16 protein-coding genes are annotated in these 15,456 nt (G+C 66.7%); 1 reads left to right on the top strand and 15 read right to left on the bottom strand.

Annotated features, from left to right (window positions below):
• Positions 1–50: 50 nt before the first annotated feature.
• From GC106_RS34120 to GC106_RS34100, 5 genes are all read right to left on the bottom strand, one after another.
• A complete protein-coding gene (locus GC106_RS34120) occupies positions 51–926 on the bottom strand; it encodes a hypothetical protein (RefSeq protein WP_173139127.1) in 876 nt (291 codons plus the stop codon).
• A 61-nt stretch (positions 927–987) separates the two neighbouring features.
• A complete protein-coding gene (locus tag GC106_RS34115) occupies positions 988–1,557 on the bottom strand; it encodes a hypothetical protein (RefSeq protein WP_173139126.1) in 570 nt (189 codons plus the stop codon).
• A gap of 979 nt (positions 1,558–2,536) precedes the next feature.
• A complete protein-coding gene (locus tag GC106_RS34110) occupies positions 2,537–3,310 on the bottom strand; it encodes a DUF7178 family protein (protein WP_173139125.1) in 774 nt (257 codons plus the stop codon).
• Between the two features lie 57 nt (positions 3,311–3,367).
• Positions 3,368–3,655 (bottom strand): hypothetical protein, encoded by a 288-nt coding sequence (locus GC106_RS34105; protein WP_173139124.1) that lies wholly within the window; start codon positions 3,653–3,655, stop codon positions 3,368–3,370.
• A gap of 17 nt (positions 3,656–3,672) precedes the next feature.
• The gene (locus GC106_RS34100) at positions 3,673–4,062 is read right to left on the bottom strand and encodes a hypothetical protein (protein ID WP_173139123.1); all 390 of its coding nucleotides are present in this window, start codon (positions 4,060–4,062) and stop codon (positions 3,673–3,675) included.
• A 1,697-nt stretch (positions 4,063–5,759) separates the two neighbouring features.
• Between GC106_RS34100 and GC106_RS34095 the strand changes: the two genes are divergently transcribed.
• A complete protein-coding gene (locus tag GC106_RS34095) occupies positions 5,760–6,119 on the top strand; it encodes a hypothetical protein (protein ID WP_173139122.1) in 360 nt (119 codons plus the stop codon).
• Positions 6,120–6,147: 28 nt separating this feature from the next.
• Here GC106_RS34095 and GC106_RS34090 read toward each other — a convergent pair whose 3' ends face one another.
• From GC106_RS34090 to GC106_RS34045, 10 genes are all read right to left on the bottom strand, one after another.
• Positions 6,148–9,171, bottom strand: a complete 3,024-nt coding sequence (locus tag GC106_RS34090; RefSeq protein WP_173139121.1) for a BTAD domain-containing putative transcriptional regulator — start codon at positions 9,169–9,171, stop codon at positions 6,148–6,150.
• Between the two features lie 64 nt (positions 9,172–9,235).
• Positions 9,236–9,664, bottom strand: a complete 429-nt coding sequence (locus GC106_RS34085) for a hypothetical protein (RefSeq protein ID WP_173139119.1) — start codon at positions 9,662–9,664, stop codon at positions 9,236–9,238.
• Positions 9,665–9,718: 54 nt separating this feature from the next.
• Complete coding sequence (locus GC106_RS34080) at positions 9,719–10,171, bottom strand: pilus assembly protein TadG-related protein (protein ID WP_173139117.1); 453 nt, start codon at positions 10,169–10,171, stop codon at positions 9,719–9,721.
• Positions 10,168–10,665 carry a TadE/TadG family type IV pilus assembly protein gene (locus tag GC106_RS34075; RefSeq protein WP_246367474.1) on the bottom strand — a complete coding sequence of 166 codons (498 nt, stop codon included), beginning with the start codon at positions 10,663–10,665 and terminating at the stop codon, positions 10,168–10,170. Before GC106_RS34075 ends, GC106_RS34080 begins: the two co-directional genes overlap by 4 nt.
• Positions 10,662–11,081 (bottom strand): TadE/TadG family type IV pilus assembly protein, encoded by a 420-nt coding sequence (locus GC106_RS34070; RefSeq protein WP_312873096.1) that lies wholly within the window; start codon positions 11,079–11,081, stop codon positions 10,662–10,664. Before GC106_RS34070 ends, GC106_RS34075 begins: the two co-directional genes overlap by 4 nt.
• Positions 11,082–11,157: 76 nt before the next feature.
• Positions 11,158–11,343: a hypothetical protein gene (locus GC106_RS34065; RefSeq protein WP_173139115.1), complete on the bottom strand. Its 186-nt coding sequence runs from the start codon at positions 11,341–11,343 to the stop codon at positions 11,158–11,160.
• 50 nt (positions 11,344–11,393) lie between these two features.
• Complete coding sequence (locus GC106_RS34060; RefSeq protein ID WP_173139113.1) at positions 11,394–12,287, bottom strand: type II secretion system F family protein; 894 nt, start codon at positions 12,285–12,287, stop codon at positions 11,394–11,396.
• Positions 12,284–13,207 (bottom strand): type II secretion system F family protein, encoded by a 924-nt coding sequence (locus GC106_RS34055; protein WP_173139102.1) that lies wholly within the window; start codon positions 13,205–13,207, stop codon positions 12,284–12,286. The genes GC106_RS34060 and GC106_RS34055 overlap by 4 nt, the downstream gene beginning before the upstream one ends.
• Positions 13,204–14,655 (bottom strand): TadA family conjugal transfer-associated ATPase, encoded by a 1,452-nt coding sequence (locus GC106_RS34050; RefSeq protein ID WP_173139091.1) that lies wholly within the window; start codon positions 14,653–14,655, stop codon positions 13,204–13,206. Before GC106_RS34050 ends, GC106_RS34055 begins: the two co-directional genes overlap by 4 nt.
• Positions 14,652–15,443: a CpaE/TadZ family protein gene (locus GC106_RS34045; RefSeq protein WP_312873095.1), complete on the bottom strand. Its 792-nt coding sequence runs from the start codon at positions 15,441–15,443 to the stop codon at positions 14,652–14,654. Before GC106_RS34045 ends, GC106_RS34050 begins: the two co-directional genes overlap by 4 nt.
• Positions 15,444–15,456: the final 13 nt, after the last annotated feature.

Raw genomic sequence — 15,456 nt, 5'->3', positions numbered from 1 at the left:
CCGGCCGACCGTCGACGGACGATCGACCGGCGGGTGTGGACGGACTGAGGTCAGCGGCAGTGACCGGTGATCTGGACCAGGTGGGCCATGTCGACCACGGGCCCGGCCCAGTAGCGGACATGGGCCGGTTTGTTGCCGATTCCCCAGACGTAGAGCCGGAAATCGGGGTCACTCGGACAGGCCCACACGGAGCGCTTCCCGGGCCCGTCGGGCGCGGGAGCGCCGTGTTCGTCGCACCGATCATCGACGACCAGGCCACCACCCCAGGACGACCGCAGGTGCGCGAACACCCGGACGTACGAGGCATCGAACTGCGCGGTGTGTGTTTCCTGCCGGGCCGCAGCCCATTCGGCCAGCGCGTCCGCGGACAACGGTCGGCGGGAGGTGATCACGGCGCGCACGGCGTCGACGTCGGTGAGCCAGCCGTGGTCGCTGCTGTCCGCGTAGGCCAGTGCGCACGGCCCGGTGAACCACAACGTGATCCACTGCGGGCCGCGATGCCAGCCGCGCGCATAGCCGCGCCGGTCGCCCAGCTCGGTGATCGGGATCGCCGGCAACACGCCATCCAGACCCCGGTCCGGTCGGGGCGTCCACCCGTTTGCGCGGAGGTCATCGTCCACGGTCGGGTAGATCATGTCCGTGGTCCGGGCGCCGGAGTATCCGCGTGCCGCGCGGCTCAAGGTCGTGGCCAAGCCGTCCATGCGGCCGGTGACGTTGCGCAAGCCGTGCACCGGCATCGGGTGCGAGCTCAGCGTGTCGTCGTGCAGGTCGGCGACCTGGCAGCGGAGTTCCTCCGCGAGCCTGGCCAGGCTGGTGAGGCTGCTGGCTTGCACGCGGTTCACGGTCTCCAGGGAGTCGGCCCGTGCGTGTTCCCGGTCGAGCTCCGCGCGCAGCGCGTCCAGGGTGGTCGAGTGGTCGTTGGTCATCGTGGGTGCTCGCTTTCGTCGGTCGAATTGCGTGGATGTGCGGAGGTGATGGGAAAGGGGGTCACTGTTCGGCGAGCACGCGGTCGAGCTGATCAAGGAAGTAGTCGACGTCCGTGTTCGGGCGCATCGCGTCGCCCGACGGCATCCAGTCGGAGTCGTCCACGTAACCGGTGCCGGAGACCTGGTCGAAGGTGTCGACGTAGTCGGTGTGATCGCATTCGCAGCAGTCCGGCGCAGTCACCGGGTACAACTCGCTTCCGACATTCAGGCAGGCGGTGGCCAACGCGCGTTCCCGGAACGTTGGCGCCGTATAGGTGGCGATCGCGGTTACCACGCGGGCGGCCGGGAATCGGGCGAACAACTCAGCCAGCACGTCGTAGTGGGCGTGCCAGCACGCGGAAATTGTGCGGCGCCTGCCGTTCGGGCCGGTGCCCTTGCCGAACGCGGACGCGCTTCCCTTGGCGCCGGAACCCGCTGTGTCGGTGGCGCGAAGGGTGAACGTGGCGCGGGGTCCAGCGCGGTTGCTGCGATCCTCGCCCGTGCGCACAGTGATGTTTCCGTCGTAGAGCGCGCTGGACACGTCGCGTACGACGCTGTGAATATCGGTGAGGGACACGCCGTACACGAACATGGTTGAACTCCTTTACTGATTCGGGAAACGGTGGTGATGACGTACGCGCGGATGAGTCGAACAATCCGCAACGGAAAGCAGAGCCGTTGCAACCGTTGCGCGCGGGTGAGCGCTGCGTGGCGCCTGTTATGAACGGGCGCCAAGACACGCGGCTGACTATCAGTGAAATTTCCGGGGATGCGCTGGGCGATTGCGCTAGATCCAGGAATCGACTCGGCGGACCGTGGTGCCGCACTTCTTGGCGACGTACTCCGCAGCGTCCGCCAGGTCCGAAAATCGTTACCGGTAGGCGGACAGCGGCGAGAACGACACCGCCGACCGTCGGCGGCTACGTGGCGCGCCGACACGCACAACCAGGATCCACCAAGTCCTGACTGGCCACGACTACGCACTGGCTGCATTAATCGTTACGGCCCGGCACGCCAGTAAAGTACTGATGGAATTCCGTCGCAACAACGGCAAACTGTCGAGGGCTAGTCCTGAACATGCGCTCAGGTTTTGACTGAACGCAGTGGATCAGTGTGGCTAGACGCGTGAGAGCGGCCGGTAGATTTTCAAAGGGTTCCACCCATTCGTTCGCTGTCCAGTCGTTCCAACGCAATTCGAACGTTGTCCCGGTCGTCACGATCTGTGTGGATACATGCCGATCTGCATAGGTGATGACAATGTGTTCACTCGGAGGCCGTCGTGACCCGTACACGACTGAGGGTTGGTCCGGTATGAGAGCTCCGCGATACCACACTCAAGTCGGGTGCAGAGCCGAGTCCAGGTGCCCTCGTCGGTGCTCGCGCCCAGTGGGATGTTGACCTCGGCTGACCATATGTGTTCTCGCTGCTGGGCTGAGTTTTCGATGGACACGGAATACCTCCATAGTGTGTTTTACTGTTTGATTTCAAGGTCGAATGGTGTCGTTCAGGTACGGCCGTGCGTGAACATTTCAGACACACCGATTTCCATCCATGTCGAACTTTCCTTATGTCTATGCGACGGTTTGGTAACCCGTGCCAGGGCAAATGACCAGATTGGGCAGGTGGACAGTCCGGAATGCGTTCCACGCGCGTTCGGAGTTCGCGCGGGCCCGGTTGCGTCCCCGGTCCAGCCGGTTGGGTCCGCGCCGTTGCTCGGCTTCCTGGTTGAGGCGTTGACGGGTCAACCAGGTCACGGCCTGAACCTGGTGCGCCGAGATCCGCTCTCCCCCGCGTGCGGAGATCAGCTCCGCGGCACGGCGGTACAGGCTCACCACGTGGTCGTACTGCCGACGGGAAATCGATCCGTCCTTGCGACGGAAACCGTTGACCGGCGCGGAGGCGTACTCCTCGGAGCTGAGCGCGCGACCGTGCGCAACCGACAGCGCGTGCCGATCGATCACCACGCGTGGATCATCCGGATCTTGATCTCCACCGAACTCGATCAGGTGGGCAAAGTCGCGGATCTTGGGACCGTTCAGAATGTCCTCATACCGCTCACCGGCAAGCAGCCGGTCAGCCGCTCGTTTCTGGCCAGCCGTGGCGAATATTCCGGAACCGGGCCCGCCGATTCCTCTACCCGCGCGAAATACGCGAGCGGCATTAAGGACGTTGCCGATCCATCCCTGTTGTGGGGAGTAAATCGCGAGCATTCCGGCGCCGAGATGAGCGTCACCGCTCGCGATGGCGGTTGCCACGTGGTGAGCATCGGCATACCAGCGCATTCCTTGCGCGATTTCGTCGGGTGTGGCCTGTTCCCAGTGCCACACGATGTTTTCGTGGCTCACGGGGTGCGCCCGGAACCATGGGTGATCGCTGGGGGCAGGCATGACAATTCAGTCCTCTTAGGTGTGATTCACGCTTACCGGCGAGTCGTCCCACAAGCAGGACCATCTCGATTGCGCGGGATGCGCGCCGGCCGTTCGCACATATTTGTCCAATGCGAGCAATTCGCGTCGCACTTCTCCGACGTCCAATTGCCACAGCTCACGGGAGATTTCATCCCGCATGTGGTCAAGGTCAATCGCACCCGATGACGCGAGGGAATACAGAGCGGACGACATACCGCTATGCCACTCGGACGCGATGCGTCGCGCTTGTCCGTCGCTGATCATGACGATGACTGCACTCATCGGTTCCACTCCTTGACTCACGCCGCGACCGTGACCGGAATGGATTCCATGGCGGAAAAATTGAAAATGGCGACCTGGGCGGTTTCCCGCGCGAGGGTCATTGCCTCGGACAGGTCCGCGGTCACGACGGAAACGTCCAGGTAGACGCGACCGGTCGCAGGGTCGCGCCATCCGCCGAGAACGCGACCGGGCCGCGAAAGAGCGTCTTTCGCTTGCGCGATGTACTCGTGTATGTCGCTGCTGGTCACCGGACCATCGAAAACGCGTTCGTGTTCCGGATGCACAGCAACCGCATAGCCGGTACGGACGTCCGAACCGTCGTCAGGCTTGACGGAAAAACCACCGTCCGGAACGGACAGAGCGTCCGCCATCGCGCTAATCCGGGCGGACCAATCGATCAGAGACATAGTCATGGCGGTACTCCATTTCGTGTACGAAAAGTGGTTGACTGGCAGCGATTCAGACCAGTTGTGAACTGGCACCGAAACGCGCAACCCTCTCCGTTGTGAGATCTCCGCAAAGGGGACACATCCTGTATCCGGGCAATACGGCACTGCTCACGGGTGAGGGTTGCGCGTTTCGATGGCACATTCCCTGAATCTCTAAACACTGTTGGGATAAGCCGTTATGTCTAGTGCGCAATGCAAGGAACCATGCCCGTAAGGGTTTGGCGTGCTACAGGCAGGCGAGAGCGATGCTCTCAAGCCAGAGAAACCCAATGTCGGCAACCGCCTAATACAACCCCGAACGCCTACACATTGCGACGTTTTTCGGTGCTAGACCACCATTGACTTATCTTGGGGACATACCTGTGGCAGGCATGCCATTTATGCGCGCTTCTCCGCTTTATAGCAAGAGCTTTACGTCGCGAAGCTGCAAGCACAGTTACTACGCATTCCAGAATTAGAAATGCGCGTTTGGCTACGCGTCGTTCTTCACGCTGCTCTGCACGGTTTCGCTGCTGTCCGCACGGCCCAAGCCGTTGCCCGCGCTTTACGGGACTACTGTCATCCCGACACCCGGAAGGAGGTACTGACCGAATCGGAGAGCTCGCAGGAACGCCGTGCCCTGGTCCTCACCCTCTCGGTTTGATCTGTTGACTTCCTTGTGTGGAGTCGACATGTAGAAGTACACACCTTCGGTCCACACTTTGCAAGACCAAGGAGCCCCGTCGTTATCGTTCCGTTACCTCGTCGCGCAAAGTCGCTGGTCAGAGCTGCACAGAGTCAGCCGACCCCTGGGCCTTGACTGTCCGAACCGGGCATAGAAGAGCCATAGCGGCCAGCACGGCGACACCAGCGGAGCGGACAGCTTCCCTCTTGCTTTTCTGGTTTATGAATGGCGAAATGCAGAGAAATGGCGAATCGCGAGCGCGTCTAGTCCTCGTTCAGCTCATGCGATTCACCCGAGAGAACTCAAATCAAGTTTGAGTATTGACACTCGGTCGAAACTGTGCTTGTCAAGCGCAAACGACAATCGGACGCGAATTGATACAAAGTGTCAGATTCGACGAGGTTGATCAGCGACGAATGTGCGGCAGGGGGGATGCGACCGAGCATCGGAGCAGCGAGAGTCGGGCCAATGCATTGCCATCGAACAGCGGGAAGTGGGGTACGACCGCATGGTGAGCAACGCAGTCAGGGTGACCACGGGATCACGAATAGCGGCAGGTGACCACCCACCCAAATCGACTGTTCATATGCCTGCCGGCCACCGAGTCGGGGGTTACATCGGTAGCCCTTGCGGACAGCATGACCAGGCACTTCGCAGGGTCGGTGGGCTACCGCACTAACAGGTAGCTGGATCGGACCGTCGTCCGGCAGGTGACCAGGACACTACAACTGATCACCGACTACGCTGCGATCTATTGGCTGGTCACTCAATTTGGTGGCACAGGTTCGCCCTAAGCAGAAATACGCTGCACCGAGTACCCCGTTTGACTTAACATTGACAACCTTGACACTTCTCATCGAGGCCGCTGGTACCGCACGAAATTATACGCGCCTGTAAGCGGCAAGGAGGCGATTCCAGCCTTGAATTTCAGGGCTCGCCTGTGCCGCGGGGCGGAGTGTAGGCGAGGATCTCCGTCACGTGCTCAACGGGAATGGATCACACCCATTCTGGTGGCGTTGAATGCTGGGCCGCTGCATTACAACGAGCTTCATGCCGCCATCCAGGAAATGACCACGTTCGATCTGTCGACCGGGACGGTCCGCAGGATTTAGAGCCGGGCATCGGGCCGGATTTTGCGGCAGATGGAGACCGCCGGGCCTGGTGGACCAAGGACGAGGACGACGTTCCGCAGTCGGTGGTGTACGGGGCTGACGCCCGCCAGCGCGGACCTGCTGGACCGGGCGCGGCCTCTGATCGACTGGGCGAATTGCACCGCGATCTGCTCGAGCGCCTGCAGAAGGCGCCGGATGACGGCGATCAGCCGCAGGACGACGACGACCAGCCTGACTGAGGTACCGCTGCACTGACGCGGACACGGTTCAGCTGGCCGCAGCGTTGTCTGTGCAGACCGGCCGCCGGGCGCTGCCGCGGCGCTGAAGAAAGTCGGCGAGGTTGACCGTGTCAGCGCTGGGGTGCTGGCCGATTTCATCCAGAGTGGCGGTCAGCAGCGCGAGGGTGCGTGGAATGGCGGAGTACTGGTCGAGGCGGGCTTGGGTGCGGATGATGTCGCGGTAGACGCCCTCGTTGTAGCGGTCGAGCTTCCGGGTGCGTTCCAAAAGAGTGAGCATGGTTTCCGGGTCGCTGTCGCCGTGAGCACGGATCAGGGCGCCGAGCGCGTCCAGGACGTCGCGTCGGGTGGCCTCGCGGAACGGTTCGATCCAGGGCACGAGTAGGTCCTCGGCGAGGTCGCCCTGGTAGAGCTCAACGGCGTCGTGCAGCTGAGCCTGGGCCTCGGTGTCGATGGGGCGCGGCGCCTGCAGGGCGTGCTGGAGTTGCCAGTAGTCGACGGCGACGAGTTCGTCGTTGAGCTGGTAGCGGCCATCGTCGTTGAGGACGAGGTTGGTGATCCTGCCGTCGGTGGCGTCGGCGAGCGCGCGGCGCAACATGGACAGTGTGTTGTGGAATGAGTTGTACGGCCGCGGCGGCCGGCTGTTGGGCCAGACGGCCTCGTTGAGCACTTCGCGGCGGACGCCGTGGGGGTGCAGCGCGAGGTAGACGAGCACTTCCCGTTGCTTCGGTGTCAGCACGCCGCTGAGCTCGCGGTCTCCCTCGTCGCCGCGCAGGGCCAGGTGCAGGCGCCCCAGCACACGCACGACCAGCGGGCGCTGCGATGCTGCCCCGTCACCGTTCTTCGGCTGCGGAGAATCCTCGACGGCAGCCGGTGCCTGATCGGCGGCTGGCTTGACGTCCTCGGCGGACGTGCGGCGGTCCTCGGTGTCATCCCGGCTGGCTGAGGTCGGGTCCTTCGGTTGGACATCCACAGGGATGGGCTCAACGTCCAGCAGTTGCAGGCTCCGGCTCGGTGGGGGCTGCTCGTCGGCTTCTTGTTCCAGTGGGCGGGCGGATTCGAGCTGGGTCATCTCGTCGACCGAGCGTTGCTCGGGCACGGGTGGGGTGGGTACGACGTCGTGATCGTCCGCAGGCGGTGCGTGCTCGTCGCCGGTGACGCCACTGGTTGCGTAGTCGGGTGTTGTCAGGTCGGCGGGGCCTTCGGCGTCCCGGAGCACGGCAAGCAGCTCGGTGGCGTCAGTGGCGGGCAGGTTGAACAGGCGTGTATCGGCGAGGGCGTCGCCGATACCGGGGCTGGTTGCGCTGATGGTGCCGTCGTGACGGACGCGCACGGTCGCGCCTGGGCGCCATTGGCCGAGGAGCACGCCGGCCAGGCCGAGGGTGGAGCCGTTGTCGAGGACGGCTTGCAGGCGGCGTTCGGCGTGAGGTGCGGGGCTGGCGAGCAGCACGAGTGAGGCCGGGATGGGTTGGGTTTCGGTCTCCTCGATGGCATGGCGAGTGCGGGTGAGCAGGGCCGCTTCCATCTCGTCGAGGGCGGCGTCAAGCGTGGTGACGACGTGGGCGGTGGACGGCAGGGTCTCGACGTCGGTGCCGTCGAAGACCAGGTGCAGGTCGTCGGTGGGTACGAACACGCGGATGCCGTTGCCGGGCTGCTGTTCGGTAAGCAGGTGCAACAGGAGCGCGCGGGCAGCGGCGGTGGCGCCGGGTCCGGCGAGACCGAGGCCGCGGGTGCTGGCCAGGTTCAGGGCGAGTTCGCGACCGCCCCGCACGCCGACCCTCGCCGGTACGGGGACTGGTTCGTCGTCGGGTTCCAGGGCCCCGGCGGCGGTGATGTGGATCCGCGGTGGAGCCGGCGCCAGGTCGACGAACTCCACGTCGTCACCTGGCCTGCGGTCACTGTCTTCGTCGTGGTCGTACGCGGCCCGCAGGACACGGACCACGGGAGCGATCGGGCGCTGCAGGTCGCCGCGATCGCCGCTGCCGATGCGATAGCGGCGTCGGCGCCACATCCGGGCCGACACCATGGCCGTCGTGATCGCTCCGGCTAGGCCGAGGCTGACGAACACGCCCGTCAGCAGGTCCAGCCCTGGTTCAGCCTGATCGTCGCTGTGCTCGCCGGCCTGATCCGTGGCCGGCGCTGGGGTCGTGTTCGGAGCGGGCTGTGTAGGAGGTGGTGGCTGCGGGGGCGGCTCCTGCGGTTGCTGCTCACCGGGCGGATGCTGTTCGGGCGAGGCGGGGATGTAGGCGGTGATCTTCCAGCCGGGGCACACGAGGTTGGGCTTGGTCAGCACACGGCCGTCGGGCTGCTCCACGCCGCGGTTGAGCTGGAACAGCTCCGGCCAGCGGCTGCCGCCGCCGGGACCGTAGATGCGCTCGGCGACCCGCCAGAGGCTGTCGTAGATCCCGTCGTGCGGGAGCCGGACTACCTCGGTGATCTCGACCATGCCCGGAGGGGCCGGTGCGGCGCGATCGATCACCAAGGTGGTCGCCGGGACCACGGTCGCGGCCGTCCGCGAGGCTACTGCCTGGGTGGCCGGGCCTGGGGTCAGCGGTGCGACGACCGCGACGGGCGTGAGATCGGCGGTCAGGGCTGCGGTTGTCGGGGTGGGCGCCGTGTACGGGGCCCGGTTGCCGAGCAGGGTCAGCACGATGGTGCCGATCAGGGCCGCGGCGAGCCCGTGCAGCGGGCCGGGTGGGCGGACCTGCGGCCAGGTGATCCCGCGCGCCGCGTCGATGGTGCAGCGCAGGACGTCGAGCGCGAAGAAGAACCAGACGATCCAGCACAGCACCGCCAACGTGTTGAGAAGGAATTGCGCGCTCATCGGGTTGAGCAGCGTCGCCTGGATCTCGTCCCAGGTCGGCACGTGGTCGGGCAGGGGCCATCCCACGAAGTGCACCAGGGCCCAGGGCAAGCCCGCCACGAGCGCGAGCAGGACGACGAGGGCGAGCAGACCGCGCACGAACCGGAGCACCGCGGCCAGTGCCCACCACGAGGGGCGGCCTGTACTCGGCCGTATCGGCTTCCGGTGGGAGAAGTGCGAGTGTGCGGTCATGACGTACTCGATTCCTCGGAGGTACAGGTTTACGGCTGCACCTTCGCCACCAGAGACAGCGGCGTCATGTCACCGGCGTGAGAGTCCGGGTGGAGGTGTCCGTCGCGCCGTTGCGAGGCCCGGCGAGCTGAGGTGACGCGGACGGCTGGGTGGCCGGCGTCGTGTTCGATGTGGACGGTGCTTGGCTCGCGTCCCGTTTCGCGGTAGCGGTGGACCGCTTGCGCTTGGGGCGAGTCGTCTTGCGGCCGTTGAGCCACTGGGTGAGGTCGGTGGCCGGTACGTCGGTGAACTTGGCCAGCTCGTCAACGCTGATGACGTCGCTGGACTTAGCGAGGACGTCGCCGAGTTCTCGCTCAATGTCGCCGAGTTTCTCGGCCACCTCTGCCCGCAGCTGTGCGAGCTCACCGACGCGCTTGGCCGCGGCGGCCCGCTTCGCGCTGCGGGCGGCGTCGGCTTCCTCGATGCGGCGTTCGATCTCTTCAGTCGTCGCCATCCTGGTCTCCTTCCCCGTTGTGGCACTGAATTTGGTACGAGCGTGTGCGGGTGGTCATGGGAGCACTCCGGAGATTCCGCGTTGCGGTTGGGCTTGCCCGGTTCCGGTGACCGTGACCGAGCCGATGCTGACCAGTCCGAGCAGCTGGGTGGGCTGGTTGATGCTGACGGTCACGTTCACCGTGTTGCCCGCGACCGACACGGTGCCGGTGTGGCCCGCGGCGGCGAGGTAGCTGTGAGCGGCTGCGCTGGCTTGGTGCGGGACCAGGCGCAGCGTGCCGTCGGCACGGTAGGCGGCCAGGTCGATTTCCTGGGCGCCAGCCCGTGCAGCTTCCTGTGCCTCGCCCATCGCACGGACCTTGGCGGCCAGCGCGAGCCCGCCGTCGAGCACGAGCCCGGCGAACAGCAAAGCGGCGAGGGCGATGATGACGACGAAGGCAGTAACCCGACCGTCCTGCTCCTCGCGCAGCCGGCCGGTTCGGCGGCGCAGCGATACGGTCCACCTCATGGCGTGCCTCCTGCCTGGGCGTTCGGCGAGGTGCCGCGCCACACATCAACTGGGGAGGAGAAGCTGGATTCGAACGTCCGACGGCCGGGCACACCGAGCGAGGTCAGGTCACCGAGGCCGACGCCGCAGGACACAGTGACGGTCACCGTGGAGCCCGGCTTGAGTCCCTGGGTGTCGGTGGACACCGACAGCGACTGACAGGTGATCCCGGCGGACGCCAGGGCTGCGCTGGCGGTGGCTTGGGCGTTGGCAGTGGCCTGCGATGGGGTGCGGGCCAGGGTGGCGGCACGGGCGGCTTGGTGCGCGACGTCGTTGATCCGCAACTTGGTGTCGGCCAGTCGGCCGCAGAACACCACGAACAGCAGCAGCAGGATCAGCAGCGGGGTCAGTAGAGTGAGCTCGGCCGCAGCAGAGCCTCGTTCGTCCTGGCGCAGCGCATGAATCCCCGCGCGCATCGAGCGCGTGAACGCGGGAAGACGGCGGGCCGCGGTCATGGTGACACCGCTCCGGTGCCGGTCGGCGGGGTGAATTTCTCAACAGGCCCAACGGCTTCGGCGTGCACCGTGAAGGTCGCGAACGGGATCACGTTGATCACGGTTCCGGTGACCATCACGGATGCCTGGGTCGGTCCTCGCTGGACGTTGACCGATGTCCCCTGCAGCGGGCCACTTCCGAGTTGAGTGAGGACTCGTTGTCCCTCGGCATTGCCTGCGGCCGTACTGCCGCCATACACCCGTGCCGCGGACAAGGCTTCGGATGCAGCGGCTTGGGCGACGTGGGTGGCGTGCATGTACAGGGCGAACTGCGCGAGCAGCAGGATCAGCAGCAACAGCAGCGGCGTGGCGATGACGAGTTCGACCGTGCCGGCGCCACGCTGATCCGTCCGCAGCCTGCGCAACGCCGCCCGCACGCGCGTTCGGTGTGGACGCTCGCACGTTTTCGGCGTGCGGGATCGGCTGGGGCGTCGAGGCATCGTGGTCACCGGCCTACAGGTTGATCCCGTTGGCTTTCTGGGTGACCTTGACGACGATGATCGCGATGACCGCGATGGCCAGCGCAGCCAGCAAAGCGGTGACCACGACCGCTTCGGTCGAGTAACCGCCCTCGTGGTGGCGCAGCCGCTCCAGCTCGGCCCGGATGCGGGCGATGAGGATCTGAACTTCGGTGAACATCAGCTTCTCTCCTGCGATTCGGGGTCCGGTATGGACAGTTCTTGTGGAACTCAGAGACCTCCCAGCACGCTCGCGAGTGCCGGGAACCCAATGAAAATCAGGAATCCGCCGAACAGCATCACCACGGGAAGGCTCATTCGTTCGGTGGCTGCCTGGGCGTCGCCTTCGGCGTCGGTGAGCTCGCGCGTGCGCAGCGCGGCGGCCTTGGCCGCGAGGCTGGCGCGCACGCGGGCGCCTTCGGTGCCGGCGAGGCTGACCGAGGCGGCGAGCTCGGACAGCTGGTGCACGTCGAGTTCGGTGCCGAGCTGGCCGAGGGTGGACCATGGTGTGGTGCGGGTCAGCTTGGCGGTGACCAGCGCACGGCGCAGCTGTTGGAACGCCCAGCCCCTGCCGATACCGACCGCATCCGACAAGGCACCGTCGACTCCGGCGCCGCCAGCCAGCAGGACCCGGATCAGGTTCAGATAGGTCGACAACGCGTGCCGGAAGGTCGAGCGGCGCCGCTCGGCTTCCTGCCGGACGCTGATGTCCGGCAGCAGGAACCCGCCGAGCGCGAACAGCAGGCTCGCGACCGCAGGGACTTCCCAGCCGAGACCGACATCGGCCGCGACGAGCAGGAGGTGCATCAGGATCGGCAGCACCAGTCCGGTCAGCGCCAACGTGGCCTTCTCGGCCAGGTGGTGTTCGATGCTCTTGCCGGTGACCGCGAGGTCGTTGCGCAGCTTGCGGTTGGGCAACCCGAGTGCCGCCAGCGGTTTGATGAACGGACGGCCCACGCGCAAGGCCCAACCGTCGGAGTCCGCGGTGAGGATCGGCGGTGGCGCGGGGGTCGCGTGCAGCCGGTCGACCAGCGCTCGCAGCGGCGGCCGGGGCGGGAACACGTAGACCACCAGCGCCCACAATCCGACGCCGAGCCCGGCGCCCCACAGCAACGCGCTGATCATGACGACGCCCCCTTTCCGGTGAGCAGGTCATCGACGTCCACGTCGGCGTCGTGCGGACGGATCGTGCCCAGCTCGGTGAGGAACCTTTCGGGCTCCCGGAGACGTGCAATCCTTGCCAGCCAAGCGAAAGCGGCAGCGAACAGTGCACCGACGAACAGCAGCATGATCTGGCCGAACGCCGAGTCGTACGGGGCGAGGTAGCCGCGGTTGAGCAGCACCAGCCCGAGGGCGAAGGACAGCGTGGTGATCACGATGACGCGCACGCTGGTCCGGGTGCGGGCGCGGCCGGCTTCGACCCGCATCCGCATGGATGCCTGCTCGCGTGCCTCGCTGGCGAGTTCGCCGAGCAGGTCGGCCAGTTGCCGGGCCTGGTGTTCGGCAGCCAGCACGAGCGCGGAGATCACCAGGTCCGCGGTGGGGTCGCGCAGTTGGTCGGCAAGGTGGCGCAGCGAGGGCGCGAGGCGTTCGCCGCGTTCCAGCTGGACGGCCAGTTCGGTGATCTCTTCGCGGATCGCCTCGGGGCAGGCCGGGGCTGTGGCGAGGATGGCCTGTTCCAGACCGGCCGCGGCGACCAGGGTGTCGCGCAGCATCTCGGTCCAGCCGGCGATCGCCTCGATGCGTTCGAGGTGACGCTTGTGGTCGACGTTCGAGCCGAGGATCCGCGGCAGGCCGACGACCGCGAGCGCGGTCAGGATGGCGGCGACCACCCAGCCGGTGACCGCGCCGACAGCCAAGCCGGCGAGCACGGCCACGACGAGCCACCCGACCAGCTTGCGGTCGTGCCGTGCCGCCAGCCAGGCACTCAGCCGCGACGGCGTCGCCGCGCGGGCGGACCGGCCGCGCAGTCCGGCGACGATGAGCAGGACACCGACGGCCACACCGGCGCCGAGCAGGCCGAACAGGGCGGCGGCGGTGGTCATGGCGTCCACCACCCTTCGCGCCGCTCGAACAGGTCCGGGTCGTAGCCCGCCTCGACGAGCAGGTCGACGGTGTCGGTGCGCAGCGGCGCACCCGGCACGGCTCGCAGGTCCGGGCCGGGGCGCCAGACCTCGTTGCTGATGATCTGGGCGCCGTCGGCGCCGACGACTTCGCGGATGGAGGACACGACCCGCTTGCTGGGATCGTCGCGGGGTTTCTCCAGGTGCACCACGAAGTGCAGCGCCGCGGCGACGAGCAGGTTGGTCGCTTCCATCGGCAGCCGCTCGGGGCCTTGCACTGCGTAGGCGGCCAGCTTGGTGAACGCGCCCTGGCTGCTGGAGGAGTGGAGGGTGCCCATGCTGCCGTCGTTGCCCATGGACATCGCGTTGGTCAGCGGGATGACCTCCGGGCCGCGGACCTCGCCGACGATGACCCGGTCCGGCGACATCCGCAGGGACTGCCAGACCAAGTCCGACAGGGAGATCTCGCCCTGGCCCTCGATGTTCGGTTCGCGGGCCTGCAGCGCTACCACGTCCGGATGGGCGTCGGCGTCCTCGCCTAGGCCGAGCTCGAAGACGTCCTCGATTGTGATCAGTCGCTCCCACGACGGGATGGCCGAGGCCAGGCCGCGCAGCAGCGTGGTCTTGCCGATCGCCGTGCCGCCGGTGACCAGAACGTTGCGTTTGGCCCGCACCAGAGCTTTCAGGAAGCTCTCCAGGGCGAGGTCGATGGTGCCGTTCTCGCGCAGCTCGGCCAGGGTGACCTTGGCGAACCGGTGCCGGCGGATCGACACCGACGGCCGCGTGGTGACCGCCATGACCGCCGAGACGCGCTCGCCACCGGGCAGCTGGAAGTTCACGATCGGGCTGCCGCGGTCGAAGCGCCGCTCTTCCACCCCGGAGCGGGTGGCCAGGTCGCGGATGAGGTCGATCAGCTCGGTGTCCGAGCCGACGACCGGTGGCAAACGGTTGCGGCGGCCGTCGGCGTACTTGACGAAGACGCGGTCGCCGTTGATGTTGATGTTCTCGATGTCGGTGTCTGCCAGCAGCGGTTCCAGGCCGGCCAGGCCGAAGACCTCGTCGAGGACCTGGCCGATCAGCCGCTGCTCGACCTCGGGCCCCACCAGCATCCCGCCGGTGGCGGAGTTACGAAGTTCAGCCTGCGCATGCGCCTCGGCGGCGTCGGTCAGGATCGCCTCGGCCAACCGGCGGCGTTGCGGGGCGTCCATCGGTGGGCGGCCGGCGGTCTCGTCAGCCCGAATGCGTTGGCTGAGCTGGGTGGACAACTCCTCGCGCAGGTGCTGCCGCAGTCGCTCGACCGCGGCTGCCTCGCCTGCCGGCCGGTGAGGCAGCTCCGCCGGTCCAGGCAGATGCTGGGCAATAACCGGGTTCGGGCCAGTGCCGTTGTTCGAGGCCGTCAGGCGCGGGTCGCCGAGGCCGGACCGGGTCATGATGTCGCTCCGCTACGGGTCTGCGGCCCGAGCGGTTGCAGTGGCGCGGCCGAGACCGGCTCACCGGGAACGGCCACCCGCAGGTGGGGAACACGAGTGCCGTTGTTCACGGCCAGCGCGTGAATGTTGTGCGCGATCTTGGCGGCGGCGCGGCCGAGCGCGGACTTGTCGGGCCCACGTCGACCGGTGCCCTGGCCGCACAGCACAGCGGCACCCTTGTCGTCTCGCGGCACGCGACCCATCACCGGGATGCGTAGCGCCTGGGAGACCTCCGCGGTCGGGTAGCCGTCGCCGACCAGGACGAAGCACGGGCGGCGCGACCACTGCTGGGCGGCCTGCAGCTTGAGCGCGACGTGTGCGAGTTCATCGTCGTGGGGGCGGGCGACCAGCAGCATCGCGTCCGCGCTACGGATGATCGGGAACACAGGTGAGTCGGGATCCACCCGCCCGCAGTCGGCGATGACCGTGGTCTCTGGGTGATCGGCGGCCCGACGCAACGGCCACGATGGCCCCCAGGCCAGCACCGTCAAAGCGGCGCGAGCTTGTTCGGCGCCGACCGGACCGAGCACCACCCGCAGGCCGCCGGGGAGAAGCTGGGTGTGCTGGGGAAGTAGGTTCGGATCAGCCGCGCTGCGGCCTCGTGCCGCCGCGGCCAAGCTGACCAAGCCCGGTGTGTCGGACAGCCGGAAGCGGGCCATCAGGTCACCGCCGGCTGGGTCGGCCTCGACCACGATCGGTTTTTCCTGGCCCGGCCAGCGGACGGCGAGCGCGGTTGCCAGGGTGGTCACGCCCGGAGACCCT

The organism is Kibdelosporangium persicum (assembly GCF_013280595.1).
In the GTDB taxonomy this organism is placed as follows: Bacteria; Actinomycetota; Actinomycetes; order Mycobacteriales; family Pseudonocardiaceae; genus Kibdelosporangium; species Kibdelosporangium persicum.
The sequence above is the reverse complement of the archived record's forward strand: the minus strand, read 5'-3'. Positions and strand labels throughout refer to the sequence as shown.

Coding starts and splice junctions, on each gene's coding strand:
- GC106_RS34105 (WP_173139124.1), bottom strand. CDS start 3,655: ATGAGTGCAGTCATCGTCATGATCAGCGACGGACAAGCGCGACGCATC.
- GC106_RS34090 (WP_173139121.1), bottom strand. CDS start 9,171: ATGACCGCACACTCGCACTTCTCCCACCGGAAGCCGATACGGCCGAGT.
- GC106_RS34095 (WP_173139122.1), top strand. CDS start 5,760: ATGGATCACACCCATTCTGGTGGCGTTGAATGCTGGGCCGCTGCATTA.
- GC106_RS34080 (WP_173139117.1), bottom strand. CDS start 10,171: ATGAGGTGGACCGTATCGCTGCGCCGCCGAACCGGCCGGCTGCGCGAG.
- GC106_RS34075 (WP_246367474.1), bottom strand. CDS start 10,665: ATGACCGCGGCCCGCCGTCTTCCCGCGTTCACGCGCTCGATGCGCGCG.
- GC106_RS34085 (WP_173139119.1), bottom strand. CDS start 9,664: ATGGCGACGACTGAAGAGATCGAACGCCGCATCGAGGAAGCCGACGCC.
- GC106_RS34055 (WP_173139102.1), bottom strand. CDS start 13,207: ATGACCACCGCCGCCGCCCTGTTCGGCCTGCTCGGCGCCGGTGTGGCC.
- GC106_RS34060 (WP_173139113.1), bottom strand. CDS start 12,287: ATGATCAGCGCGTTGCTGTGGGGCGCCGGGCTCGGCGTCGGATTGTGG.
- GC106_RS34115 (WP_173139126.1), bottom strand. CDS start 1,557: ATGTTCGTGTACGGCGTGTCCCTCACCGATATTCACAGCGTCGTACGC.
- GC106_RS34100 (WP_173139123.1), bottom strand. CDS start 4,062: ATGTCTCTGATCGATTGGTCCGCCCGGATTAGCGCGATGGCGGACGCT.
- GC106_RS34065 (WP_173139115.1), bottom strand. CDS start 11,343: ATGTTCACCGAAGTTCAGATCCTCATCGCCCGCATCCGGGCCGAGCTG.
- GC106_RS34050 (WP_173139091.1), bottom strand. CDS start 14,655: ATGACCCGGTCCGGCCTCGGCGACCCGCGCCTGACGGCCTCGAACAAC.
- GC106_RS34120 (WP_173139127.1), bottom strand. CDS start 926: ATGACCAACGACCACTCGACCACCCTGGACGCGCTGCGCGCGGAGCTC.